Annotated in this window: 20 protein-coding genes and 1 pseudogene; 16 read left to right on the top strand and 5 right to left on the bottom strand. The window is 71.6% G+C overall.

Annotation, left to right across the window (positions count from 1 at the left end; genetic code table 11):
- Positions 1 to 9: 9 nt before the first annotated feature.
- The 10 genes and pseudogenes from QMK24_RS09790 (at position 10) to QMK24_RS09745 (ending at position 11,133) form a co-directional block, all read left to right on the top strand.
- Positions 10 to 414 (top strand): acyl carrier protein, encoded by a 405-nt coding sequence (locus QMK24_RS09790; RefSeq protein ID WP_283464976.1) that lies wholly within the window; start codon positions 10 to 12, stop codon positions 412 to 414.
- Entirely contained in the window at positions 411 to 3,347 is a 2,937-nt protein-coding gene (locus QMK24_RS09785) for a type I polyketide synthase (RefSeq protein ID WP_283464975.1), read from the top strand. Before QMK24_RS09790 ends, QMK24_RS09785 begins: the two co-directional genes overlap by 4 nt.
- A complete protein-coding gene (locus tag QMK24_RS09780) occupies positions 3,347 to 4,432 on the top strand; it encodes a 3-oxoacyl-ACP synthase III family protein (protein ID WP_283464974.1) in 1,086 nt (361 codons plus the stop codon). The genes QMK24_RS09785 and QMK24_RS09780 overlap by 1 nt, the downstream gene beginning before the upstream one ends.
- The gene (locus tag QMK24_RS09775; RefSeq protein ID WP_283464971.1) at positions 4,429 to 6,339 is read left to right on the top strand and encodes an HAD-IIIC family phosphatase; all 1,911 of its coding nucleotides are present in this window, start codon (positions 4,429 to 4,431) and stop codon (positions 6,337 to 6,339) included. Before QMK24_RS09780 ends, QMK24_RS09775 begins: the two co-directional genes overlap by 4 nt.
- Before the next feature lie 63 nt (positions 6,340 to 6,402).
- The gene (locus QMK24_RS09770) at positions 6,403 to 6,630 is read left to right on the top strand and encodes a phosphopantetheine-binding protein (protein WP_283464970.1); all 228 of its coding nucleotides are present in this window, start codon (positions 6,403 to 6,405) and stop codon (positions 6,628 to 6,630) included.
- On the top strand, positions 6,627 to 7,493 hold the full coding sequence (locus QMK24_RS09765; RefSeq protein ID WP_283464968.1) for a 2-oxo acid dehydrogenase subunit E2: 867 nt from the start codon (positions 6,627 to 6,629) through the stop codon (positions 7,491 to 7,493). The genes QMK24_RS09770 and QMK24_RS09765 overlap by 4 nt, the downstream gene beginning before the upstream one ends.
- A complete protein-coding gene (locus QMK24_RS09760; protein ID WP_349307842.1) occupies positions 7,486 to 8,310 on the top strand; it encodes a 4'-phosphopantetheinyl transferase family protein in 825 nt (274 codons plus the stop codon). The genes QMK24_RS09765 and QMK24_RS09760 overlap by 8 nt, the downstream gene beginning before the upstream one ends.
- Positions 8,271 to 9,599 (top strand): annotated as a pseudogene (locus QMK24_RS09755) (FAD-dependent monooxygenase); the annotation flags it as partial. The gene QMK24_RS09760 and the pseudogene QMK24_RS09755, both read left to right, overlap by 40 nt.
- The gene (locus QMK24_RS09750; protein ID WP_283464966.1) at positions 9,596 to 10,666 is read left to right on the top strand and encodes an alpha/beta hydrolase; all 1,071 of its coding nucleotides are present in this window, start codon (positions 9,596 to 9,598) and stop codon (positions 10,664 to 10,666) included. The pseudogene QMK24_RS09755 and the gene QMK24_RS09750, both read left to right, overlap by 4 nt.
- Entirely contained in the window at positions 10,666 to 11,133 is a 468-nt protein-coding gene (locus tag QMK24_RS09745) for a DUF4260 family protein (protein ID WP_283464965.1), read from the top strand. The genes QMK24_RS09750 and QMK24_RS09745 overlap by 1 nt, the downstream gene beginning before the upstream one ends.
- On the opposite strand, the gene QMK24_RS09740 is transcribed toward QMK24_RS09745, so the two are convergent.
- A complete protein-coding gene (locus tag QMK24_RS09740) occupies positions 11,123 to 12,292 on the bottom strand; it encodes a cytochrome P450 (protein ID WP_283464964.1) in 1,170 nt (389 codons plus the stop codon). The genes QMK24_RS09745 and QMK24_RS09740 overlap by 11 nt on opposite strands.
- Positions 12,293 to 12,500: 208 nt before the next feature.
- On the opposite strand from QMK24_RS09740, the gene QMK24_RS09735 reads away from it, so the two are divergent.
- From QMK24_RS09735 to QMK24_RS09725, 3 genes are all read left to right on the top strand, one after another.
- Positions 12,501 to 12,776, top strand: coding sequence for a DUF6059 family protein (locus QMK24_RS09735; protein WP_283464963.1), 276 nt, complete (start codon positions 12,501 to 12,503; stop codon positions 12,774 to 12,776).
- A 76-nt stretch (positions 12,777 to 12,852) separates the two neighbouring features.
- A complete protein-coding gene (locus tag QMK24_RS09730; protein ID WP_283464961.1) occupies positions 12,853 to 14,613 on the top strand; it encodes a fatty acyl-AMP ligase in 1,761 nt (586 codons plus the stop codon).
- Between the two features lie 133 nt (positions 14,614 to 14,746).
- The gene (locus QMK24_RS09725) at positions 14,747 to 15,352 is read left to right on the top strand and encodes a response regulator transcription factor (protein WP_283464960.1); all 606 of its coding nucleotides are present in this window, start codon (positions 14,747 to 14,749) and stop codon (positions 15,350 to 15,352) included.
- A gap of 90 nt (positions 15,353 to 15,442) precedes the next feature.
- On the opposite strand, the gene QMK24_RS09720 is transcribed toward QMK24_RS09725, so the two are convergent.
- The 4 genes from QMK24_RS09720 to QMK24_RS09705 are packed head-to-tail and all read right to left on the bottom strand — an operon-like array spanning position 15,443 to position 20,865.
- Complete coding sequence (locus tag QMK24_RS09720) at positions 15,443 to 16,600, bottom strand: sensor histidine kinase (RefSeq protein ID WP_283464959.1); 1,158 nt, start codon at positions 16,598 to 16,600, stop codon at positions 15,443 to 15,445.
- 25 nt (positions 16,601 to 16,625) lie between these two features.
- Positions 16,626 to 18,257, bottom strand: a complete 1,632-nt coding sequence (locus QMK24_RS09715; RefSeq protein ID WP_283464958.1) for a SagB family peptide dehydrogenase — start codon at positions 18,255 to 18,257, stop codon at positions 16,626 to 16,628.
- Between the two features lie 38 nt (positions 18,258 to 18,295).
- The gene (locus tag QMK24_RS09710) at positions 18,296 to 20,581 is read right to left on the bottom strand and encodes a TOMM precursor leader peptide-binding protein (protein WP_283464957.1); all 2,286 of its coding nucleotides are present in this window, start codon (positions 20,579 to 20,581) and stop codon (positions 18,296 to 18,298) included.
- Between the two features lie 38 nt (positions 20,582 to 20,619).
- Complete coding sequence (locus tag QMK24_RS09705; RefSeq protein WP_283464955.1) at positions 20,620 to 20,865, bottom strand: hypothetical protein; 246 nt, start codon at positions 20,863 to 20,865, stop codon at positions 20,620 to 20,622.
- A 274-nt stretch (positions 20,866 to 21,139) separates the two neighbouring features.
- On the opposite strand from QMK24_RS09705, the gene QMK24_RS09700 reads away from it, so the two are divergent.
- The 3 genes from QMK24_RS09700 to QMK24_RS09690 all read left to right on the top strand — a co-directional run.
- Positions 21,140 to 21,952, top strand: coding sequence for an AfsR/SARP family transcriptional regulator (locus QMK24_RS09700; RefSeq protein WP_283464954.1), 813 nt, complete (start codon positions 21,140 to 21,142; stop codon positions 21,950 to 21,952).
- Positions 21,918 to 22,811: a thioesterase II family protein gene (locus tag QMK24_RS09695; protein ID WP_283464952.1), complete on the top strand. Its 894-nt coding sequence runs from the start codon at positions 21,918 to 21,920 to the stop codon at positions 22,809 to 22,811. Before QMK24_RS09700 ends, QMK24_RS09695 begins: the two co-directional genes overlap by 35 nt.
- 21 nt (positions 22,812 to 22,832) lie before the next feature.
- The coding region (locus QMK24_RS09690) for an AfsR/SARP family transcriptional regulator (protein WP_283464950.1) at positions 22,833 to 23,618 on the top strand (786 nt) is incomplete at its 3' end.

The following is a 23,618-nucleotide window of genomic DNA, read 5'->3' as shown; positions in this document are numbered from 1 at the left end:
GAGTCGGACATGGTGGTTCCCGGCAGCGCCGTCCAGGAGCGGGAGTTTCGCGGATGGCTCCTGGAGAAGCTCGGCCAGTATCTGCGCCGCCCCCCGGCGGACATCGACATCAGCGTGCCCTTCGCCGAGTACGGCATCGACTCGGTCGCCGCGCTCAGCATCTTCGGCGACATCGAGGACGCGTTCGGGCTCTATCTGGAGCCGACGGTGGCCTGGGACCACCCCACGGTCCAGTCGCTCGCCCGCTATCTGGCCTCCGAGTCCGCCCGCAGTGTCACCGGACCGCTGGCGCAGGACGCGCCGTACGGCGGCCCCGCGCGCGGTGACCCGGCGGGCGGCGACCCGAGCGACCCCCGCGACAACCCCGGGACGGCGGGCTGGACGCGGACGGCACCGGGAGGTGGACCGCGGTGAACCCCATCGCCGTCCTCGGCCTGGACTGCCGCTTCCCCGGAGCCCCCGACCCGGGGGCGTACTGGGACCTGCTCGCCGCCGGCGCGGACGGGGTCGGACCCCGGCCCGCCTCCCGCCGGGTCGGGGACACCCGGCGGGCGAGCGGGCCGGCGGCCCGCCCCGACGGCGGATTCATCGACGACGCCGACGCGTTCGACCACGCGTTCTTCGGTATCGGCCGCGCCGAGGCCGCCGCCATGGACCCGCAGCAGCGGTTGCTGCTGCAGACCGCCTGGCGCGCCCTGGAGGACTCCGGCATCAACCCCAGGGACCTGGCCGGCAGCGGCACCGGGATCTACGTGGGCGCCATGGCCGACGACTGGTCACGGCTGCGGCTGGCCGACGACGCGGCGATCACCCCGCGCACCGGCACCGGTGCCGGCCGGGCGATCCTCGCCAACCGGCTCTCGTACCAGTTGGACCTGCGCGGCCCCAGCCTCACCGTCGACTCCGCCTGCTCCTCCGCGCTGATCGCCGTGCACCTCGCGGCGGGCGCCCTGCTGTCCGGCGAATGCGACATCGCGCTGGCCTGCGGGGTCAACCTCGTGATGTCCGACGTCCTGGACGAGATCTACGGGCAGTCGGGACTGGCCGCCCCGGACGGCCGCTGCAAGCCCTTCGGGGCGCAGGCGGACGGGATCGGCCGGGCCGAAGGGGTCGGCGCCGTCGTGCTGCAGCGCCTGGACGGCGCCCGCGCGGCGGGCCGTCCGGTGCGGGCGTTGCTGCTCGGCAGCGCCGTCAACCAGGACGGCCGCAGCAACGGCATCATGGCCCCGTCCCGGCGCGCCCAGCGCGAGGTCATCCAGGCCGCCTGCCGCCGGGCCGGTGTCGATCCGCAGCGGATCGGCTGGGTCGAGGCGCACGGCACCGGCACCCCGGTCGGCGACCTCATCGAGGCCCGCGCGCTGGGGGATGTGTACGGCGGACTGCGGCCGGAGCCGTGCGCGATCAGCTCGGTGAAGGGGAACATCGGCCACGCCGAGGGCGCGGCCGGCATCGCCGGCCTGATCAAGGCCGTACTGGCCCTGGAACACCGGCTGGTCCCGCCGGTCAGGACCGCGGGCGGCGAGCACCCGGGACTCGAACTGTCGGCGCACGGCCTGCGGCTGCTGACCGACCCCCTGCCACTGCCCGACGGCGAGATGCTCGCCGCCGTCTCCAGCTTCGGCATGGGCGGCAGCAACGCCCATGTCGTCCTGGCCACCGCCCCCCGGCCGCCCGCCCCCGCCCCGCAGGGCGAGTACGGCGAGGCTCCTGGAGTGTTCACGCTCACCGCGCCCACGGCCGAGGCGCTGCGCCGCAACCTCGCGGTGCAGGCCGGATCGCTCGCCGCCCGCACCCAGGAGCCGGTCACCCCGCTGTGCTGGACCAGCAACCTGACCCGTACCGGCATGGCGTACCGGATCGCGATCCCCGCCGAGGACACCGCCGGGCTCGCCGCCGCCCTGGACGCCGCCGCCGAGGCGGGCGAAGGCGTGGCGGAACCGCCGGAACCCCCCGTGGTGGCGTTCCTGTTTACCGGGCAGGGCGCCCAGTACCCGGGGATGACCACCCGGCTGTACCGCGAGTCGCCGCTCTACCGGCGCCACCTCGACGACGCCTCCCGCGCCCTGGAACCGCATCTCGGCGGCTCCGTCACCGAACTGCTGCTCAGCCGCGACGAACGGGTGCACCGTACCGGCTGGACCCAGCCCGCCGTCTTCGCCGTGCAGTACGCGCTGGCCGGCTATCTGGAGGAGCTGGGAGTGCGGCCCGGCGCCGTACTCGGCCACAGCATCGGCGAGTTCGCGGCCGCCGTCACCGCCGGCGCGCTCGGTCTGGAGGACGCCGCGGCCCTCGTCGCGGTCCGCGGGACCTCCATGGAGGCGCTGCCGGAGGGCGGCGGCATGCTCGCGGTGCGGGCCCATCCCGACGATCTGCGCGAAGTCCTGGCGGGCGAAACGCTGGTGGGTCTCGGCGCGGCCAACGGCGCCGCCGCGTCGGTCCTCTCCGGTGATCTGGAGGCGCTCGCCCGGATCCGCGAGCAGCTCGCCGCCCGCGGCGTCGGCTGCACCCCGCTCAAGGTCTCGCACGCCTTCCACTCCGTGCTGATGGACCCGGTGGTGCCCGGCTTCCGCGCGACGGCGGACCGGATTACCGCAGGGGAGCCGCGTCTGCCGTTCTTCTCGACCGTCCGCGGCGGTCTGCTCGCCGGACGGCCGCTGGACGCCGACTACTGGTGCGAGCACATCACCGGGACCGTACGGTTCGCCGATGCCGCGGCCGCGCTGCTCGGCTCCGGCGTCACCCACCTCGTCGAACTCGGCCCCAAGCCCGTGCTGCTGCCGCTCGCCCGGCGGCTGCCCGGCGGCAGTGGCCTGCCCGGCATCTCGGTGGTCCGCGACGCCCACAGCGGCGCGCTGACCGCCGTCGAGGCGGCGGCCGCGCTCTACACGGCCGGGGTCGACATCGACTGGGCACGGCTCTACCGCCCCGAGGACCAGCGCTACGCCCGGCTGGCGCCGCAGAGCTTCGACACCACGGCCCGGTTCTGGCACGAGCCCCCCAGGCCGCCGGCGGCACCCGCCGGGGAGCCGGGGAGCCCGGTGCTGTCGTTGGTGCGCGCCGGCTCCGGCCCGCGGCCGCCCGAGCGGGACGGCGGCGGGCTGGCCGAGGCGGTGCGCGAGACGATCGCCGGGATCATCGGCGCCGACGAGGGCGCGCTGCGCGACGACGACCGCTTCTACGACGATCTGGGATTCGACTCGGTGATGTTCATGGAGCTCAAGTACCGGCTCGAAGAGGCGGTACCGGCCCTGGGCGAGCTGTCGATCCCGGAGATGATGTCGAGCCTGGTGTCGCTGGCGACCCTCACCGGCTATCTGCGCGAGCAGCTCGCCCGGGTCCCCGCCTGATGACCGGGCGCCTGCCGTCCGGGCCCGGCATGCACCTGCTCGCGGCGGCCACCGCGCTGCCCGGCCCGGCGATCGGCAACGAGGTGCTGGCCGGGCGGCTCGGGCTGTCCGCCGAGTGGGTGGAGATGTTCATCGGCACCCGCACCCGGCACTTCGCCGTGGACCTCGGCGGCGGCGTCGGCTGCCTGCTGGCCGACCTGTGCGAGCAGGCCGCCGTCCGGTGCCTGGAGCGGGCCGGACTCACCGTGCGGGATCTCGCCTTCGTGGTGCTGGCCACCGCGACCCCGGACGCCCTGATGCCCACCACGGCCGCCGTGGTCGCGGACCGGCTGGGCGGCGTGGGCATCCCGGTCTACCAGCTGCAGTCGGGCTGCTCCGGCGCCGTTCAGGCGTTCACGCTCGCCGAGGCCCTGCTCGCCCGCGAACCCGCGCGGCCGGGAAGGGAATCGGGAGAGGGAAAGGGGCCGGGGCCGTACGGGCTGGTGCTGGGCGGCGACGTCTGCGCCAAACACCTGGACCTGCAGCAGGACTTCCGCCGGATGCCGCCCGCCCAGCTCGTCAACTACGTGATCTTCGGTGACGGCGCGGGCGCCGCCGTGGTGAGCGCCGCACCGGCCCCCGGCAGCGCCGCCTTCCTCGGGCTCGGCCACCGGCTCGCCCTGCCGGGGCAGCCGCCGGGCCAGCACGTCGAGTGGTACGGGGCCGCCGACCGCGACAGCGCGCTGCCGCCGGTCTCCGAGGACTACAAGGCCGTCGAATGCCTGGTCCCCGAACTCGCCCAGCAGGTCTGTGCCGAGCTGCTGGACGCACTCGGCTGGTCCCCGCAGGACCTCGGCTATCTGCTGCCACCACAGCTCGGCGGCCTGATGACCCGGCGGATCACCGCCGCACTGCGCTCCGGCCTCGGGGTGGAGAAAGCCGTCGAGATCTCCTGCGTCGCCGACACCGGCAACACCGGGAACGCCCTGGTCCTGAGCCAGTTGGAACAGTTGCTGCCGCTGCTGACCCCCGGGGCGCGGGCGCTGTGCGCCTGTGTCGAGTCCAGCCGCTGGATCTCGGCCGGCTTCGCCCTGGAGGCCTCATGAGAGACCGCGAACAGGACGCGCACCTGCGCCGGCTGCGCCAGCTGCACACCGACGGCACCCTCGCCGCCGCCTACCCGGCGGTACGCGGTCTGCTGGCCCCGATGGACGGCGCCGGGCTGGCCGCCGCCGGCGCGCTGCTGTCCCGGCTCGACCCCGGCGAGGTGCTGGAGCACCACCCCGGCACCCCCGTGGTGCGGGTGACGATCTCCGCGGGACGCGCCGTCACCGGCCCCGTCGTCGCCCCGCTGGCCGCCGAACTCGCCCGCCACGGACTGCTGCTGCACGCGGAACTCGGCGAGTTCAACGGCTGGATCAGCGAACTCGCCGACCCCGCGGCACCGCTGCGCGCGCACCGCCCCGACCTCGCGCTGTGCCTGCTCGACCCCTTCACCGTCCTGGAGGGCCTGCCCGCGCCCTGGCGGCTGGCCGACGCCGAACACGCCCTGTCAGAACGGCTGGAGCTGCTCACCGGCCTCACCGCGGGCTACTCCGGGCAGGGGCCCGGCACCCTGGTCCTCAACACGGTGCCCCTGCTGCGCCGCTTCTCCCACCAGCTCGTCGACCTCGCCTCGCGGGCCGCCTTCGGCGCCGCCTGGCGGGAGTTCAACGCCGGACTGCTGCGGCTGTCGCGGCCCGGCGACGGCGTGGCCGTCCTCGACCTCGACCCGGTGGCGGCCTCCGGCGCCCGCGCCGACGACCCCCGGCTGAGCCTGTACACCAGCGCCCCGTACGGCGCGGGGCTGCTGGCCGGCTACGCCCGCGAGGTCGCCCACCTGGCGCGCACGCTGCGCGGTGACACGAAGAAATGCCTGGTCCTGGACCTCGACGGGACGCTGTGGGACGGCGTGCTGGACGAGGGGGACGGCGTACGGGTCGGCGGTTCGACCGGTGGCGCCCAGGATCTGCGCGGCCGGGCCTTCGGTGAACTGCAGGGCGCCGTCAAGCAGTTGTCCGATCAGGGCGTGCTGCTCGCGGTGAGCAGCAAGAACGATGAGCAGCCGGTCCGTACCGTGCTGCGCGAGCACCCCGGGATGCTGCTGCGCGAGGCGGACTTCGCCGCGATCCGGGCGGGCTGGGGCCCCAAGCACGAGAGCCTGGCGCAGATCGCCGACGGTCTCGGCCTGGGCTCCGCCGCCCTGGTCTTCGCCGACGACAGCCCGGCGGAACGCGCCCTGGTCACCGCCGCGCTGCCCGGCACGGCGGTGCTGCCCTTCGACGCTGAGCCCGCTCTGCACGTGGACCGGCTGCTGGCCGACGGCTGGTTCGACACCCTGCAGCTGACCGAGGACGACCGCGAGCGTCCCGCCCGCTACCGGGGCCGCCAGGAGCGCACCGAGCTGCGCGAGCGGCTGCTGGACCACCGCGCCTATCTGCACTCCCTGGAGGTCGTGGTGCGGCTGTCGCCCGCCACCGCCCAGGAGCTGCCGAGGATCGCGCAGCTGACATTGCGCACCAACCGGCTCAACGCCACCGGCGGCCGCTGGACGACGGCCGAGGTACGCGAACGCGCCGCCTCCGGGCGCGTCCTGGCGATCAGGGCCGCCGACCGCTTCGGCGACGAGGGACTGGCCGGAGTCCTCTTCGTCAGCACCGGTCCCGACACCTGGACGCTCGACAACCTCGTCCTCAGCTGCCGCGTCCTGGGCCGTGAGGTCGAGGACGCCTGCCTGACCGATTTCGTCGACGCGGCGTACCGCGCCGGAGCCGGCGAGGTACGGGCCCGCTGGCGCCCGACCCGCTCCAACTCCGCGGTGCGCGAGCTGTATCTGCGTCACGGCTTCGTACCGCGCGGCGGCCCGGCGGACGGCGACAGCGGCAGCGGCAGCGTTGACGTGTTGCTGTGCCGTGCCCCGGCGCGGCACGGGCCACCGGGTCACATCCGGCTGGAACGGGAAGGCGCATGGTGACGGACGGCAGGGACGGCCACGCACATTCGGACATGAAGGACCGGACATGAAGGAGGAGGCACAGTGACAGGCGTCGAGGACATGATCACCCTGCTCAACCGGGAACTGGGCCTGTTCCTGCGGCCGGAGGACGCCCGGGCGCCGCTGGACGCGCTGCCGGGCTGGGACTCGCTGCTGCTGTTCCGGCTCGTCGCGGTACTGGAGGAGGAGGCCGGGCGGCCGCTGCCGGTCGCCGAGGTCGTCACTGCGGGCAGCCTCGCCGAGATCCACGCGCTGGCGGCGGGACTGTGACGGCCACGGGCACGGCAGGAGCCGACCGGGCCCGCCGTCACACCCGGTACTTCCTGCGGTGGGCACGTGCCGCCGCGCCGGTGCACCTGGCCGCGGACATCGACATGTCCGGGGTGCGGGAGCACCGGGCCGCCGCCCGGGAGGAGGGCAGGCGCTACTCGGTGGTGAGCTATCTGCTGTACGCGGCCGGCCAGGTACTGGCCGCCCACCCGGAGGCCAACGCGACGACGGCCGGCGGGCTCGTGCCGCGGACCGTCCGCTACGACCGGGTGCACGCGAAGCTGGCCATCGACAGCGGCGACGCCGACGAGGGCCGGCGCGCGGTGCGCGTGGCGGTCCTGCCGGATGTGGACCGGCTCGACCTGGACGGCATCCAGCGGCTGGTGGACCGTTACCGGGACGGATCCGCCGAAGACCTGCCGGGAGCGGCGGGGGTGCGCCGGCTCGGCCGGCTGCCACCGCCGCTCGGGCACCTCGCCTTCCGGGCGGCCGTGAGCAGCGGTGCCCGCCGCGCCGAGCTGCTCGGGACCGTGGCGGTCAGCTCTCTCGGCCACCGCAGGGTGGACACCTTCCACTCCTACGGTGGCACCGCGGTCACCCTGACCGCGGGCCGGATCGCCGAGGTTCCGGTGGCCCGTGCGGCGCGGGTCGCCGTGGCGCCGGTGATGCGGCTGGGTCTGACCTTCGACCACCGTGTGCTCGACGGCGCGGCGGCCGCTGACGTACTGGACGACCTGGCACTACTCCTGGAGGCATGCGATGCCGCTCTTCCCGGGGGGTGGGACGCCCCCCAACGCCGTTCCGGTGATCGGCCGGCCCATCAGGGTCACCAGTCCGGAAGGCCCGTGGCACCGCGTGGTTGAAGCGCTGAACGAGCGCGGCAGCGTCATGGTCCACGCCCTGCTGTCGGACTGGGTGCCCGAGAACCTCGACGACCCCGAACTGCGTCCGGTACTCGGGCGGGACTGGCACCGCTACCAGGCGATGCGCCACCACCACGTACGGGAACGCTTCGCGGCCTCCCGGCTGCTGCTCAAACACGTGGCGGCACAGGCGATCCAGGCCCCGCCGGCCACCGTGGAGCTGGCCTACAAGCCCGGCGGGCGCCCCTATCTGCGCGGCTGCGATCAGATCGACATCAGCCTCAGCCACACCGAGGAGCTGCTGCTGGTCGGGATCACCCGGCGCGGCTGGATCGGGGTGGACGCCGAACTGGAGGACCGCTCCATGCTGGTCTCCGGCATCGAGCGGCAGGTCTGCACCCCGTACGAGCGCACCATGCTCTCCCAGGTCCGTGAGAGCGACCGCAACCAGGAGATGGTGCGGCTGTGGACGCTCAAGGAGGCGTACAGCAAGGCCATCGGCCAGGGCATGCGCTTCCGGTTCAACGAGTTCGGCTTCGGCCCCAGCGGCCATCCGGTCCAGGTGCTCCGGCCGGACGGCTCACCCGGCACCGGTGAGGAGTGGGCCTTCGGCACCTGCCGCGTCGAGGGGCGCTACACCGCGAGCTGGGCGCTGTACGACGCGGGATTCGGCGACACCGACGACACCCGGGCCGGCACCATGCTCGACGAGGGCCTGGTCACCGCGCTGCTGCACCAGCCGTCCGAGGTTCCGGAGCCGGCCGCGGAGACCACCGCGACCGACACTCCGCTGACCGGAGCCGGAGTCGCCGCGTGACCGGCCCGCCGCCCGCCGAGACCGATGTCGTCGTGGTCGGTGGCGGGCCGGCCGGTCTCGCGCTGGCCCTCGCGCTGGCCCGGCTCGCGGTGCGGGTGACCGTACTGGAACGCTCCGCCGGCGGCCGCCGCGACTTCCGCGGCGAATCGCTGTCCCCGGACGGGGTACGGCTGCTGGACCGCAGCGGCGTCCTGGAACCGCTGCGGTCCATCGCCCTGCCGGTCCGCCGGCTGGAGGTCGCCGACGGCGGCAGGACCGTGCTCGACGTCGGCTTCGAGAGCTTCCCGTACCCGTACCGCTTTCCCCTGGAGATCCCGCAGTCCCGGCTGCTCGCCGGGATCGAGGCCGGGGCGGCGGGTCTGGAGACCTTCCGGATGCTGCGCGGCTGGACCGCCAAGGGCCTGCTGCACCAGGACGGCAGGACCACCGGAGTGCGGGCCGCGGGACCCGGCGGGAAGGAGTACGAGATCCGCGCCCGGCTCACCGTCGGCGCGGACGGCCGCTACGGCAAAGTCCGCAAGCTCGCCCAACTGGACGCACGGGTCAGGCCGTTGGAGCGGGACGTGATCTGGATGCGGCTGCCGCGACCCGTCGAGTGGACCGACGCGGCTTACCGGATACGCATCCGGGGCGACCGGCACGCACTGCTGCTGCCCGACTCCGGCGGCACTGTCCGGGTCGGCCTCAACATCCCCAAGGGTGGCCTGCGCGAGCTGCGCAGGACCGGCCTCGACGCGCTGCACGAGCGGCTCGGCGAGCTCGCCCCCGAACTGGCGGCGCCCGCCCGCGAGACACTGCGGGACTGGTCCGACACCGCGCTGCTGGACATCTTCAGCACCACGGTGCCGCGCTGGTCGGCGCCGGGGGTGGTGCTGATGGGCGACGCCGCCCACACCCTGTCGCCCGTTCTCGGGCAGGGCGTCAACCACGCCCTCGCCGACGCCGCGGCCCTCGCGCCGCTCGCCGCCGCCGCGCTCCACAGCGGGGAACCAGCCGGACTCGACCGCGCCACGGCACAGTTCCAGCGACAGCGGTCCCGCGAGGTGGCCCGCTCCCGGCGGCTGCAACTGCGCCAGGAACGGATCTTCACCTGGTCGTCCCCGGCCGCCGTGGCGGTGCGCCGCGGCGTCTACCGGGCACTGGACACCTCGGCCCGGCTGCGCGCCCGGATGCTGGAACCGGCTTACTTTTCCGATCAGCGGGCCGACCGGGAGCGGGCCGGCCGGGCGCCAGCCGGGCGGCGCGCGGACCACGGCGAGCACGAGCACGAGCAGGAGGCACGGACATGACCGTACGGCTCGGTGCCGACGACGCCATCGGCCTGGACGAACTGCGGGGGCTGTCCCTGCTGCACGCGCAGGCCCAGGGCATCGAACCCGGTGACTGCCACGACCTGCTGGCCCGGATCACCGAGCCGTGGGGGGACCGGCCGTGCTCCTGGGGACGCGTCTGGTGCGCGGAGGGCGACCGGCTCACCGGCCGGGGACTGCACCTGGAGGCCTCCCGCCACTACGCCATGGCCCGCTTCCCCTACCCCGGCGACGCTCCCCGCCAGGAGGCCCAGCGGCGGTGCGTCGCCGCGTTCGACACCTGGCGTTCCGGTCAGGACGCCGGCATCGAGCGGCTGGAGGTCCCGCTGGAGGACGGCACCGCGGTCTGCTGGACCGCGGGACTGTCGGCCGCGGACCCGAAACCGCTGATCGTCGTCATGGGCGGCATCGTCAGCGTCAAGGAGCAGTGGGCACCGCTGCTGGTGCACGCCGACGCCCTGGGCGTCGCGCTCGCCGTCACCGAACTGCCCGGCGTGGGCGAGAACACCCTGCCGTACGGGCCGCGCGCCCCGCGCATGCTCTCCGCGATCCTGGACGCGCTGTCGGGCCGGGCGGACGTCCGCCGCACCGCGGCCATCGCGCTCAGCTTCGGCGGCCATCTCGCGCTGCGCTGCGCCCTGGTGGACTCCCGGCTGGCCTGCGTGGCCACCGTCGGCGCCCCCCTGCGGCTCTTCTTCGAGGACGAGGCCTGGCAGCGCCAGGTGCCCCGCACCACCCTCGCCGCCCTGGCCCACACCACCGGGGTGCCGCCCTCCCTGGTCTTCGGGTACACCCGCGGCTGGGGCCTCACCGACCAGGAACTCGCCGCGCTGCGCATCCCGGTGCACTACATCGCCGCCCTGCGCGACGAGATCGTGCCGCTGGGCGAGGCCGCCGTGCTCCGCAGGGCGGCCGTGCCCGGCGAGGTTACGGTCCTCGACGACGTGCACGGCGCGCCCGCCCACCTCGACCGCACCCGCGGCCTGCTGCTGGGCGCCGCGCTGGCCGCCGCCGCACCCGGCGGCGCGGTGCCGGAAGCCGCCTGATGCCCCTGAACCCCGGCGGCCGGCCCGGCCCGCCGGCCGCGTACACCGTTCCGCGCGATCCGCTCCCCGCCGCCGCGCCCCGCTGGAGCGGCGATCCCGCCACCTGGGGCCACCGCCACCCGGCCGGGCGCGCGGTGAGCCTGGTGGTGGGTCTGGGCGCGCTCGGCGCGGCGGTGGCGCTGGGCGGTGCCCGCGACAAGGTGGTGTGGATCTGCGCGGTCGCGCCGGACACCGCGCTGCTGATCGGCATCGCCGGAGCGCCCACCTGGCACCGTATGCCGTCCTACGCCGTGCGCCCGTACAACCTGCTGCACTCGCCCGCGGTCCCGGCCGTACTGCTGGCGGCGGCGGCGCTCACCGGGCGCCGCCGCCTCACGGTCGCGGGCCTGGCGTGGCTGGGACACATCGGCTGGGACCGCGCCCTCGGCTACGGACCGCGGGACGCGGCGGGTTACGTCACCAGGTGACCGGCAGTGCCGTCAGCCGGTTCACCAGCAGCCCGGTGTGCATGGTGATGTCCTGCTCGGGAACGGCCAGCCGCAGCTTCGGCAGCGCGCGCGCCAGCGTCGTCAGGGCGATCTCCAGTTCGGCGCGGGCCAGCGGGGCGCCCAGGCAGTGATGCACGCCGTGACCGAACGCCAGATGGGACGGGCCGGGCCGCCCGGGGTGGAAGCCGTCCGCCTCGGGGAAGACCTTCTCGTCGCGGTTCGCGGAGCAGATCGAGGCGATGACGGCGCTGTTGGCCGGGATCGGTACGCCCGCGATCTCGATGTCCCGCACCGTGACGCGCAGCGGACCGCCGTCGCCCATCGGGTTGTAGCGCAGCAGTTCTTCCACCACCGCGGCGGGCCGGCGCAGCAGCGCCGCGAAGCCGTCCGGCTCGCGCAGCAGGGTGAACACGCAGGTGCCGATCATCCCGGCGGTCGTCTCGTGCCCGGCGACCAGCAGCGTCATCGCCATCGTGAGCAGTTCCGGATGGCTGAGCCTGCCGTGCTCGTCGTGCGCCTCCACCAGCGCGCTGAGCAGGTCGTCGCCGGGCTCCCGGCGCTTGGCGCCGACCAGGTCCGCGAGATAGCCCACCAGCTCGTCGCGGTTGGCTCGCATCACCTCGGGCGAGTGCGCGGTGAGCGACAGCAGCGCGTCGGACCAGCCGCGGAAGCGGTCCCGGTCCTCGTAGGGCACGCCCAGCAGCTCGCAGATGACGAAGGCCGGCAGCGGGAAGGCGTAGGCGCCGATGAGGTCGGCGCCCTCGCCCGCGGTGGTCATCTCCCCGACCAGCCGCTCGGCGGCCTGCTCGATCCGCGGCCGCAGCGCGCGCACCCGGCCCGCGGTGAACTCGGCGGTGACCAGGGCGCGCAGCCGGGTGTGCTCGGGCGGGTCCAGGGTGAACAGCCCGCCGGCGTCGAAGGGCATCACGGTCAGTTTCGGGGCCTGCGGGAGCACAGTGGCCGCGCGGCTGAAGGCGGGGCCGGAGAGCACTTCGCGGACGTCCTCGTAGCGGCTCACCAGATACCCCGGGTCGCCGCTGGGCAGGGTCACCCGGGCGACCGGGCAGCCCGAGCGGAGTTCCTCGTAGGCCGGCGGCACCTGCGTCGCGGACGGCCTGGGCGGCGGGTAGGTGGTCACAGTGACTCCTCGGGGGCGGCGGAGCGCCGGAGCGCGCCCCGGCCCGAGCGTCCGTCGATGGGCTCGTGATCCGGTCGACGTCCCGTCAAGGAGAGCCGGTGGAAACGGATCAGAGCCTCCATGACTCGTGCTGGAGCCGTCCTTGAGCGGCTGCGGCCACCATGGATCCAGCGCCCGAGGGAGGCGCGGAATCCCACGGAGGCCTTAGATGAGCCAGCTCGCCAAGTGGTCAGTCACCTACTTCCTGGGCCCGGTCTATCGGGCGTTGGTGACCTACGGGACGTTCTATGTGCCGATCACTCCGTACCTCTACCCTTCGGGCCGGACCGCGGGCCTGGGGCGGCCGAAGAGCAGCCCCGTCCAGCAGTACGCGGGCCCGGCCGCAGGGCACCCGGAGGCGCTCCGTCCGGACGTTCCGCTGAGCTCTTTCGAACGCGAGGCGGCCCGTCAGCTGGGCCTTGTGCACGGTTTCGAACGGCGCTGACCACCCAGGTTCGAGGCGGGTTTGAGGCGACGCGCCCATTCTGACCCCGTACGGCGACGCCAACGGGGGAGTAGCCTTGTCTGGACAAGCGGACTTCGCAGAATTGGTTCGGCAGCAGGCGCAGGCACGGACCGGCCAGGAGGCTTTCGCCTTCATCGGGGAGGCACGGGACGGGGCCGCGAGTGTCGACCGGATGACGTATGGCCGGCTCGACCGGGAGGCCCGTCGGCTGGGCGCCTGGCTGCAGGACCATCACGCGGCCGGACGGCGGGTGTTGATCCTCCAGGAACAGGGACCGCTGTTCATCGCCTGTTTCCTCGGCTGCCTGTACGCCGGGGCGGTCGCGGTGCCGGCCCCGCCGCCCGGCGGTACCCGCCGGCACATCGAGCGGGTGGTCGGCATCGTCAAGGACTCCGCCGCGTCGATCGCCCTCACCGATTCGCGGCACGCGCCGGTCATCTCCCAGCTGCTGGCCGAGGCCGGTTACGGCGACGTGGTCTGTCTGGCCACCGACGCTCTGCCGTCCGATGAGCTGGCGCCGGCCGATCCGGACGACTGGCGGCGCCCCGACCTCTCGCTGGACGACATCGCCTTCCTGCAGTACACCTCGGGTTCCACCAGCGAGCCCAAGGGCGTGATGATCTCGCACCGCAATCTGCTCGCCAACCAGCGGGCGATCCAGCGGGCGATGGGAACCGGCGCCAGGTCCAGGATCGGGGGCTGGCTGCCCTTCCACCACGACATGGGACTGGTCGGCCATCTGCTGCACCCGCTGTGGCTGGGCGCGCAGGGCGTGATCATGCCGGCGATGAGCTTCGTGCGGCGTCCGGTGCGCTGGCTGCAGATGGTCTCCGAGTACGGGATCACCACCGGCGGCGGACCCAACTTCGCCTATGAGCTGTGCGTCCAGCGCGTCACCGACGAGCAGGTGGCAGAACTGGACCTGTCCCGCTGGGAGAACGCCGTCAACGGGGCGGAGCCGGTGCGCGCGGAGACCCTGTGCGCCTTCGCGGAGAAGTTCAAGCCCGCCGGTCTCGACCCGTCAGCCCTCTACCCCTGCTATGGGATGGCGGAGGCGACGCTGCTGGTGGCCGGCGGGATCCCCGGGAGCCGGGCGCCCCAACTGCCGGTGGACTCGGCCGCGCTGGAGCGGCACCGGCTCGAGGACCCCGTTCCCGGCCGGCCGTCCCGCACCCTGGTCGGCTGCGGGCTGGTCCGGGACTTCGACCTGCGGATCGTCGACCCGGAGAGCGGGCGGCCGCGGCCGCCCGGGACGATCGGGGAGATCTGGATACGCGGCGACAGCGTCGCCCAGGGCTACTGGAACCGTCCGTCCGAGACCGCGTACGCCTTCCAGGCGGTCACCGCGAGCGGCGAGAGCGGATTCCTGCGCACCGGGGACCTCGGGGTTGTGCGGGACGGGGAACTGTTCGTCACCGGCAGGCTGAAGGACGTCATGATCGTCGCCGGGCGCAACCTCTACCCGCAGGACGTGGAACGCACCGTGCAGCGGGTGAGCGCCCTGTTCAGCTCCACGGTGGTCTTCGCCGTCGACTCCGACCGCGAGCATGTGGTGGTCGTCCAGGAGGTACGGTCCGGGCGCACCTTCGACGCCGACCTGCCCGGTCTGGTGTCGGCCGTGCAGCAGAAGGTGTCACGGGAGTTCGCGATGCCGGTACGGAACGTGGTGCTGGTCCGGCCCGGGACCGTCCGCCGGACCACCAGCGGAAAACTGCAGCGCGCCGCCATGCGCCAGCTGTTCCTCACCGACCGGCTCCGGCCGCTGCACGAGGTGGTGGACCCGGATCTCAAGCGCCTCGTCCGGAACGGTTCGTGACGGCCCGGACGTCGAATCCTGCGCTCTTCGGTACCGGCCCTCCACGTAATCTGCTCATCCGTGTGCTTAACGTGGCTGAATCTGCGATCCTATGACCCGGTAGTTGGCAGTTGGGAGCCGGGAGGCGCGACGCATGATTCACGTTCTCCTCGCGGAGGACATGCACATGGTCCGCGGTGCGCTGGTCGCCCTGCTGAACCTCGAGGTCGACATCAAGGTCATCGCGGAGGTCGAGTCGGGCGACGAGATCGTGCCAACCTCCGTACGGGTGAGGCCTGATGTGGCAGTGATCGATATCGACCTGCCCGGCATCGACGGCCTGACCGCCGCCGCGGAGCTGCATCATCAGATGCCGGCCTGCCGGACGCTGATCCTCACGAGCCTCGGACGGCCCGGCAATCTCCGGCGGGCGCTGGACGCGCATGTCTCCGGATTCATACTGAAGGACGCTCCGCCGGCCAAGCTGGCCCAGGCGATCCGCAGCGTGCGGGCGGGTGAGCGGGTGATCGACTCCCATCTCGCACTGGCCGCCTGGGACACCGGCGAGAACCCGCTCACCCGGCGGGAGGTCGAGGTGCTCCGGCTCACCGCCAACGGCGCGGAGGCGGTGGAGATAGCCGCCCGGCTGTTCCTCTCGGTGGGTACCGTGCGCAACTATCTGACGACCATTCTCGCCAAGCTCAACGCGCGCAACAAGGTCGACGCCATCCGGATCGCGCGGGACGCCGGCTGGCTGTGAGCGGGGGACCGGACGGCCTCCCGGGAGCTATCCGGGCCCTCGGCCTGTCCGGGTTCTGAGCCGGTCCGATCGCTGAGCCTGGGCCTGGACCTAGACCGTGGCGCCGCTCAGCGGGACCAGGGCGACCAGCCGGAACCAGCCATCCTCGGCGGCCGCGGCGTTGAGCGTGCCGCCCAGCTCGCCGAGGCGTGTACACAAGTTGTCGAGTCCCCTGCCGTCGCGCCGGACGGAGACGGGCGGGGCGTTGTTCAGGCCGTCGTTCTCCAGCCGCAGGCGCACCGCGCCCTTGTCCAGGACCACTTCGATGACGCAGTGCTGCGCCTTGCTGTGCCGCAGCAGGTTCGCGACACCCTCGCGCAGCACGGTGGACAGCACCGTGTTGACCCGGTCCTCCAGTGGGCCGCAGTCGACGGTGACCGCGGTGGCGATATCGGCGGAGACCAGCACGGCCCGGGTGGCGGCTATCTCGGCGGCCAGCGACATGTCGCGGTACCTGCTGGCCACCATGCGCACATCGGACAGCGCCTGGCGGGAGATGGCCAGCATCGTGGAGATCTCCTCACAGGCGCGTTCCGGCTGGCTGTTGACCAGCCGGTAGACGAGTTCGCCCTTGAGGGTGATCGCCGAGAGGCTGTAGCCGAGCAGGTCGTGGAGGTCCCTGGCGACCCGGTCGCGCTCCTGGGCCACCGCCAGCCGGGCGAGTTCGGCACGGGCGGACTGTACCTCCACCAGCAGGTCTGCCAGCCGGGTGAGCCCGAAGACGGACAGGGCGATGGTGCAGACACCGCACGCATAGTAGAAGGCGGTGAATGCGTCCGCTCCGAGGTGCTGTTCGATGAAGAACATGCTGATCGCCACGGCCGACGCGCTGAGCCAGGAGGCGCTACCGCGAAGGAACAACAGGAGTGATCCGGCGAAGTAGCCCGGCATCCCCACCCAGCTGTCCTTGAGCATCAAGAACGGGATATACGTGAGCAGCCCCTGGACCGCCAGGGTCCAGATCCAGTAACGGGGTCTGTCGCCACCCCGGTTGGGGAGCGAATGAAGGTTCTGCAGCAGAAAAAGAGCAATGAGTATGCTCGTCCCCCATGCCAAGGCCGAGGTTGGTACCTGGCGGGCCAGCATGCTGACGATTCCCAGCAGCAGATATCCGAACATGGTCACGGCCACGATCACCCGGCCGAGCCGTGGCACAGGAATGTCGCCACCTGTCAGATCGTGCTCTACCTGCCCCCGTACACCGACCATTACTTGTCTCCCCTGCAGCAATGGATCAGCGGTCATCGTGCTGAGCACCAGGCCGTGCCGGAAGACTACTCGCTACAGGGTGAACATGACTTGCTGTTGCCGCGCATCGATCACCCCAATCATTGTCATTGACGGGATAGCCCATGGAACTTTCTGCCGCCGCGGAGCCGTTGTCCGGTGCCAGCGGACCAAGGAGGAGCTCCCCGATGCTGGATTCCTCGCGCCAGTCCAGCCCGAAAGCCTGGGCGGACGTTTCGATGTCACCGCTGCCGAGAGGCAGCGGAGCGAGCCGCATCGCGGTGGCGACCAGGCACATCGTCTGCTGCACCACACCCACATGCTTGAGCGCGAGCGCGTACCACATGCCGCTGTATTTCCACGACAGCCTGCGGAAGCGGGCGGTGATGGTGATGAGAACCTGCGGCGTCGTAGTCATGCCCGCCGCGGCCCCGGCGTGTGCCAGCAGTTCACCCGCGGAGTTGCACGGGTCGTCCAGCCGAACGAGACAGTGGCCGTAGGGGTCGTAGTAGTAATTGCCGGGTGCCAGGCCCGCGCAGCGGCTGAGAGTGATATAGCACTCCAGCTCATAGGCCGACCCGCCACTTGGATAGGGGCGGCTCGTCGCGGGATAGGAGGCCGGCTCCAGACCGATGCTGCTGTAGAGGGAGCGGATCCGCGCTATCCGATAGAGGAACTCACCCAACTGAAGGTCACTGAGCGGCTGTTCTGCGTAAGTAGCGATCGACCGCCGGGTCTCCAGTACCGCTGTCAGCGGGGGGTCCGCCGCCAGGACCGCCTCGAGATCCGGCCGGTACAGCGGAATGCGTTCACCCTCCGGAGCGCTCTTGACGGCTGGTTCGGGGGACAGCTGACCCAGGTACGGGAACGTGGCCCCGAAGTCGCCGTCATGGCGGCCGAGCCGGGTACGGGTGTGGAAGAGCAGTTCGTTGGGGGTCCAGGTCATGAGCGAGGGATCGTGGTCCTCGGGAAAGACCGCCACGCCGTTCTCGTCGTGTTCGCCGAGGGTGACCATTCCGGCGGCGGCGAGGTAGGCCACGATATCCGCCACGACTCCCGCCGCCACCGGCAGCGCGGCCGTGGCGGCCTTCAGCGTGGTCGTCCTGCCGAGCACCCCGATCACCCAGGCGGCCTCCGGCCGGTGGAACTGCGCCCGGTGCAGGGACAGCGCCGATTCCAGGACCAGCAACTCGTCCTTGGTCTGCAGTACCGCGAACCTGGAGAGCCGCAACGGCTGGTCGGGTGCCACGGCCTGGATGTCCAGCCGTGCGCCCCGGGCGATCGGGACCATGTCCAGCAACTGGGGTTCGGTGTCGTCCAGGCCCAGTGAGCGGACGACCAGGTACGAGATGCTGTCGAGGAGGCTCAGCAGCCGGGCCCGGTCGGTCGCGGTGATCTCGCCGTGCGGCCGGGGGGTGGCGCGCAGGATGTTCTCCAGATCCACGGGTCCGAAGCTCATCCTGCGCAGTGATTCGTAGACCAGCTCATCGGGGCCGGCCACGATCACATCACCCCACCGGCTGTGCAGCACAGCTCCGCCGGCGGCAGACGCCCGTTCCAGATGGACGTCCTCCCGGAGTGACCACAAGGAGACCCTGCGCAGGTCGGTGCCTACGGCCGGGCGTGGATCGGAATGCACAGGGGGTCTCCTTCGGCTGCGGTGGTACGGACGCGATGTCAGAGGAAGAGAGGAACCGGATTGAGGTTCTCGTACCCCAGTGGTGTCGTGCGACGGCCGAGCAGAACCGGGACGTCGTACAGGCGGCCCGGTGCGAAGCGGGCCCAGAAGTGGCGCAGCCCCGGCACGATGACCTTGACGACGGGGAGCCCTATATCGGGCCTCGTCTGGTCGAGGACGAGCAATTCCATTCCGTTGGCCTCCACCATCCGCTGGATGGCCATGACGTCATCGAGCAGATCCGGTCCTGCCGTGTAGGCGTAGTCGTCCGGAGTGCGCAGCGGAATCGCTGGATCGGGCAGCAGATAGGGCTGGTTGGCGACGGTGGCGGTGCGGCACCAGTCGAGGATGTCGCCAGCCGTGCACTCGTAACCCTGGCCGTCAGGGCGGGCGTTCATGACGTAGGGCAGCATCTGGTCGAGTTCGGTGAGCGCCCGGCGCAGGGCGACTCGTATGTCGAAGTGCGCGCCGAGCCCGAGCACGATGTCCTCGTCCTCCTTGTCCGTACGCCGGGACAGGGCCGCCACCGTGGGTATCCCGAAATCGGCGGTGAGGTCCAGGGCCCAGACTTCGCGGTTCCGGTCGGTGTACAGCGCGCGCCGCTCGGCGATCCAGGGCTCCTCGAACGCGCTCAGGCTGAGCCCCGGATGGCGGGTGCGGTTGTACCACCACAGGGCTGTCGAATCGCGTTCCACGAGTTCGAGGAACCCCTGCACGATGGCGTCCTCCAGGCTGCTGCCCGCCGCGCAGCCGTTGGAGTCGGCCGAACAGAAGCGGCGGCCGGCCGACTGGGGGGTGTTGTAGTACAGCAGGCTGGTGGGCAGCAGCCGCTGCCGCCGCTCGGTGAGCGACCAGACCGGTGTCCAGTCCACTTCGGCCGTGACGTCGAAGGGCTGGTTCACCTGCTGGAAGTCACCGTGCGACGCGTTCCAGCCGTCCCGGTCCGCGTACTGGCGCTCATGGAAGAGCTGGCAGCGGTTCGGGTGGATGGCACGGTCGCCGAGGCTCCGGAAGGAATCGCGTACGCACAGTTCCTCGCCGGTGTAGACACCGGAGAACCTCTCGAGCGCCTCGCAGAGGGCCCCGACCTCGGCCTCCACCGAGGTCACGCCCTTGCCGGCGCTCATACCGCGGAAGCCCTGCCGCAGGGACCGCAGCCCGGGCGTCCCCAGCGCCATGTTGTGGCCGGCCCGGAACACCTGGAGTCCGGGCGGGGCGGCCGGGTCGGGGCCGAGCTGGCTCACCACTCCGGTCACCGGGCTGACCTGCGACCGGTAGCGGGCCAGGACGTTCTCGGGGGAAGCGGACCGGTCGCCGCTGCCGTTCGCGTACGCCTTGGTGCGCGACCGCAGGGGCAGCGGCAGACCGATCCGTTCCGTACTGCGGGCCGGATCCCCGCAATGGGCGCACTGGGGCCGTAGCTGTACCGCGTGATGACGGGCCGTCATCGTGAAATTGTCCAGCGTGAGCACCGACTGCTGCCCGTGATAGCGGTGTCCGGCCATCCATTTCGCCGCTTCGAGAGCGACCATGTGCAGTCCCACCCCCTGGCTCGGCGGGATGGACGCCTGCGGAATCAGCAGCGGGCCGGAGCGCCCCAGCGTGCGCTGGACGTGATTCTCCACTTCCCGGTGGCCGCGCAGGCGGTGGGCGAGACAGTTCCAGCACGGGCCCGCACCCGGCTGGAATACGGGGCCGACCCAGATATCGGCCCCGTGGGGTTTCGCCAGCAGCCACGGGCGTCCGGCCGCGCGGTGAGTCGCGTCCACCGCGGCCAGTTCACTTGCCAGATAGTCGTCGCAGACGACGACGGACAGGTCGGAGCGGGGTGGCTCGCAGTCCGGGCCCGCTTGCGGGGACGCGGCGCCGACCGACAGTCCCGTGGCCTGGAGCGCGGCCCGCACCGCGCTTCCGTCGACCGCGCCGACCGTGAGAATACGGACGGAACCGTCGGCGAGCCGGGCGGCGGTCCGTGCGCCGTCGAGTCCGGCCAGTTCCCAGAAGGCCAGACCGGTTCTCCCCGGCGTCTCCAAGAGCTGTGCGGTACGCCGGAAATCGACCAGCGCGGCATTGGCGAGTTGCGCCAATACATAGCCGATTTGTTCCGGAGCGAGTTCCCGTGAGGCGTCCCGGAGTAGTTCATTGAATCCCCGGCGACCGTCCATGAGTGGAGCCATGAGCTCCAGTTGCGGACAGTCGATCATCTTCACGTCGCGTTCGGAGAACAGATATGTCCCTTCCCCAGGTACTACTTCGGCACGCAAATGAGCCTTGAACTCGGTCATAGCAGCATTTCCCCCTGTGCCAGCCCGGTTTTGGTGGATCAGCCCTTGCCGCAGAAACACAGTACGGACCCGCGGGCGCTCGCTGCTCCCGTGAAGTCCTCGATCACCAGAGCCAGTTCCGGTGCGGGTGGCAGGTCAGGGGTGCTGCTGCCCCCGTCGATGTGCAGGCCGAACTCGGCGAGCACCTGTGAGGGGTTCTGTGCGTACCGGTCGCTTAAATCCGGCTCGATCCAGCTAAGCGCTACCAGCTCCGCGAAGCGCCAGTCCTGCTCTATTGCGTCCATTCCGGTTCTCCAGTTTCGAGGTCCGTTGATGCGTTCCTGGCCGTACACCGAGGAGTGTGCGGCTGGAAATCTCGTATCGAACAGTGGGTCGGTCACGGAACTCATGTGAAGATTTCATGATCTCGGATTCGGCCCCTCCTCCTGAAACCCGTGAAGATCTCACTGTTCAGGCCAATCCCCTAGGTGGGAACCTTTGCTCGTGCTCCTATGTGCGCAGCGATCGCCGGGTCGAGACGACACAACGGCGGCGTGGAACGGGGAGAGGACGGCACCTATGGAGATCAACGTCTTGGGACCATTGACGGCGAGTGAAGCCGGCAGCTCGATTGTGCCCAGCGCCGCCAAGCCGCGGCAGATCCTGGCTGTTCTCGCTCTCAACGCCAACCACGTGGTGACAGTCGCCCGGTTGATGGAGGAGCTGTGGGGAGCCGATCTGCCGCGCAGCGCGCCGACGACGCTGCAGACCTACATCCTGCAACTGCGCCGGAAACTGAGCGCGGCACTCGGGTCGGTGACCGGAGCGAAGGATGTGCTGGCCACCCGGCACAGCGGCTACCAGCTCAGCATGGATGCCTCCGCCGTCGATGCCTGGCAGTTCGACCAGCTGACGGTGGCGGGATACGCGGCCTACGAGTCAGGTGACGCCGAGCGGGCGTCCCGGCGGCTGACCGAGGCACTGAACCTGTGGCGGGGTCCCGCGCTGGTCGACCTGCAGCACGGGACGCTGCTCGAAGTCGAGGTGATGCGGCTGAGGGAGAGCCGCCTCGCGGCGCTGGAGCGCCGGCTCGACGCCGATCTGGCCATGAGCAGACACCACGAACTCCTGGGTGAACTGGCAGGTCTCACCGCCGAATTTCCGCTGCACGAGAACCTGCATGCCCAATTCATGCTGGCGCTTTACCGGTGCGGCCGCCCTTCGCAGGCACTGGAGGCCTTTCGCCGGCTGCGGTCGGGTCTGGTGGACGAGTTGGGCCTGGAGCCTTCGGCCCGGGTGCAGCGGCTGCAGCGGGCGATTCTCTCGGCGGACCCGGTGCTCGACGGGGTTCTTCCGGGTGCCGTGGTCGGGATGTCGAGTATCGGCCGATAGCGGCCGCCACACTGCCTCCAGCCTGCGTCAAGTCGCTTTCCAGGCGGCCTGTGGACGATCGCGGCATCCGTCCGGAAGTGGGCGGGACGAGTCCAGGAGGCGGTCAGCTGTGGGTGGATATCTGGCGGTGAGGCCCAAACCGGCCGCCAGGCTGCGGCTTTTCTGTTTCCACCATGCGGGGGGCGGCGCTCTGTCGTTCGCCCGCTGGCAGAATCGTTTCGGCCCTGATATTTCCGTCATTCCGGTGCGGCTTCCCGGACGCGAGACGCGATTACGCGAAGAACGCGTCATCGACGGGGAGCAACTGTCGCGCGAACTGCAAGCCGAACTGGGTCCGCATCTCGACCGGCCGTATGCCTTCTACGGGCACAGCCTCGGCGCCCTGGTGGCGTATGCGTTCGCGCTCCACCACCACAGGACCGGTGGACGCCCGCCGGAAGTGCTGGCCGTCGGAGCCTGCTCCGCGCCGCATCTGGGGATGCCGGTGCTCGAGGGTGCGGAGGTCTCCGAGGAGGGGGTGCTCTCGGTGATGCGGGCGTCCGGTGGCATCTCCAGTCAGCTGCTCGACCGGCCGCAGTGGCTGCGGCTGACCATGACGATCATGCGCGACGATCTGCTGCTCGCCCGCAGCCTGCGGGCCGCGGCGGGTGATCCGCTCCCGTGCCCGGTGCTGGCCGTGTCCGGCCGGGACGACCTGCTGGTATCGCCCGGTGCGGTGCACGCCTGGTCCCGCTACGCCCCCGAGGGATTCCGGACCGGTTCGGTGCCCGGGGACCACCTGTTCGTGAGGGACGCCGACCTGGCCGAACTCCTGCGCGCCGTGCTCGATGAACGGCGTCCGCTGGAACCGGCCGTCTGACGCTCGAGAGGAGCCGAGAAGATGGACATTGGTGTACTTGGCCCCTGCCGGGTGACGCAGGCGGGACAATCCGTCGTCCCGACCGCGATCAAACCGCGCAAGGTGCTCGCCCTGCTCGCCCTCCAGCCGGACCGGGTGGTCTCGGTGAGCTCTCTGATCGAAGAGTTGTGGGGCGGGAATCCGCCCCGCAGTGTGCAGACCACCCTGCAGACCTACATCCTGCAGATCCGGAACCTGATCACGAGATCGCTCTCCGGGCAGGAGCAGCCGGACCTGCCGCTGGGCGCCAAGAGCGTCCTGGTCACCGAGGCCGGCGGCTATCTGCTCGACACCCAGGGCGGCGTCGTGGACTCCGTGGAGTATGAGCGACTGGCGGGTGCCGGCCACCGTGCACTGGAGACCGGCGACCACGCGGGAGCCGCGCTGCTGTTCCAGCAGGCACTCGCGCTGTGGCGCGGTCCCGCGCTGGTGGACGTCCAGGTCGGCCCGTTGCTGGAGGCGGAGGTGACCCGGCTGGAGGAATCGCGGATGAGCATCCTCAGCCAGCGCATCGAGGCGGATCTGCGGCTCGGCCGGCACCACGAGATCCTGGGCGAACTGGCCGGGCTGGCCGCCCAGCACCCCACCCACGAGCGGCTGCAGGGGCAGTTGATGCTGGCCCTGTACCGGGCAGGCCGCCGGGGCGGTGCCCTCGAGGCCTACCACCGGATGCGGGTGGTGCTCGGCAGGGAACTGGGACTCGACCCGTCCTCGGCACTGCAGGAACTGCAGCAGGCGATGCTCGCGTCGGACCCGGGACTCGAATGC

Origin of the sequence: Streptomyces sp. PH10-H1, from assembly GCF_030063355.1 — a bacterium.
Taxonomy (GTDB): Bacteria; Actinomycetota; Actinomycetes; order Streptomycetales; family Streptomycetaceae; genus Actinacidiphila.
Note: the sequence above shows the minus strand (reverse complement) of the source record. Positions and strands in the feature narration are given on the sequence as shown.

Coding starts and splice junctions, on each gene's coding strand:
- QMK24_RS09750 (WP_283464966.1), top strand. CDS start 9,596: ATGACCGTACGGCTCGGTGCCGACGACGCCATCGGCCTGGACGAACTG.
- QMK24_RS09725 (WP_283464960.1), top strand. CDS start 14,747: ATGATTCACGTTCTCCTCGCGGAGGACATGCACATGGTCCGCGGTGCG.
- QMK24_RS09745 (WP_283464965.1), top strand. CDS start 10,666: ATGCCCCTGAACCCCGGCGGCCGGCCCGGCCCGCCGGCCGCGTACACC.
- QMK24_RS09705 (WP_283464955.1), bottom strand. CDS start 20,865: ATGGACGCAATAGAGCAGGACTGGCGCTTCGCGGAGCTGGTAGCGCTT.
- QMK24_RS09710 (WP_283464957.1), bottom strand. CDS start 20,581: ATGACCGAGTTCAAGGCTCATTTGCGTGCCGAAGTAGTACCTGGGGAA.
- QMK24_RS09720 (WP_283464959.1), bottom strand. CDS start 16,600: ATGGTCGGTGTACGGGGGCAGGTAGAGCACGATCTGACAGGTGGCGAC.
- QMK24_RS09700 (WP_283464954.1), top strand. CDS start 21,140: ATGGAGATCAACGTCTTGGGACCATTGACGGCGAGTGAAGCCGGCAGC.
- QMK24_RS09790 (WP_283464976.1), top strand. CDS start 10: ATGGTGGTTCCCGGCAGCGCCGTCCAGGAGCGGGAGTTTCGCGGATGG.
- QMK24_RS09735 (WP_283464963.1), top strand. CDS start 12,501: ATGAGCCAGCTCGCCAAGTGGTCAGTCACCTACTTCCTGGGCCCGGTC.
- QMK24_RS09775 (WP_283464971.1), top strand. CDS start 4,429: ATGAGAGACCGCGAACAGGACGCGCACCTGCGCCGGCTGCGCCAGCTG.
- QMK24_RS09780 (WP_283464974.1), top strand. CDS start 3,347: ATGACCGGGCGCCTGCCGTCCGGGCCCGGCATGCACCTGCTCGCGGCG.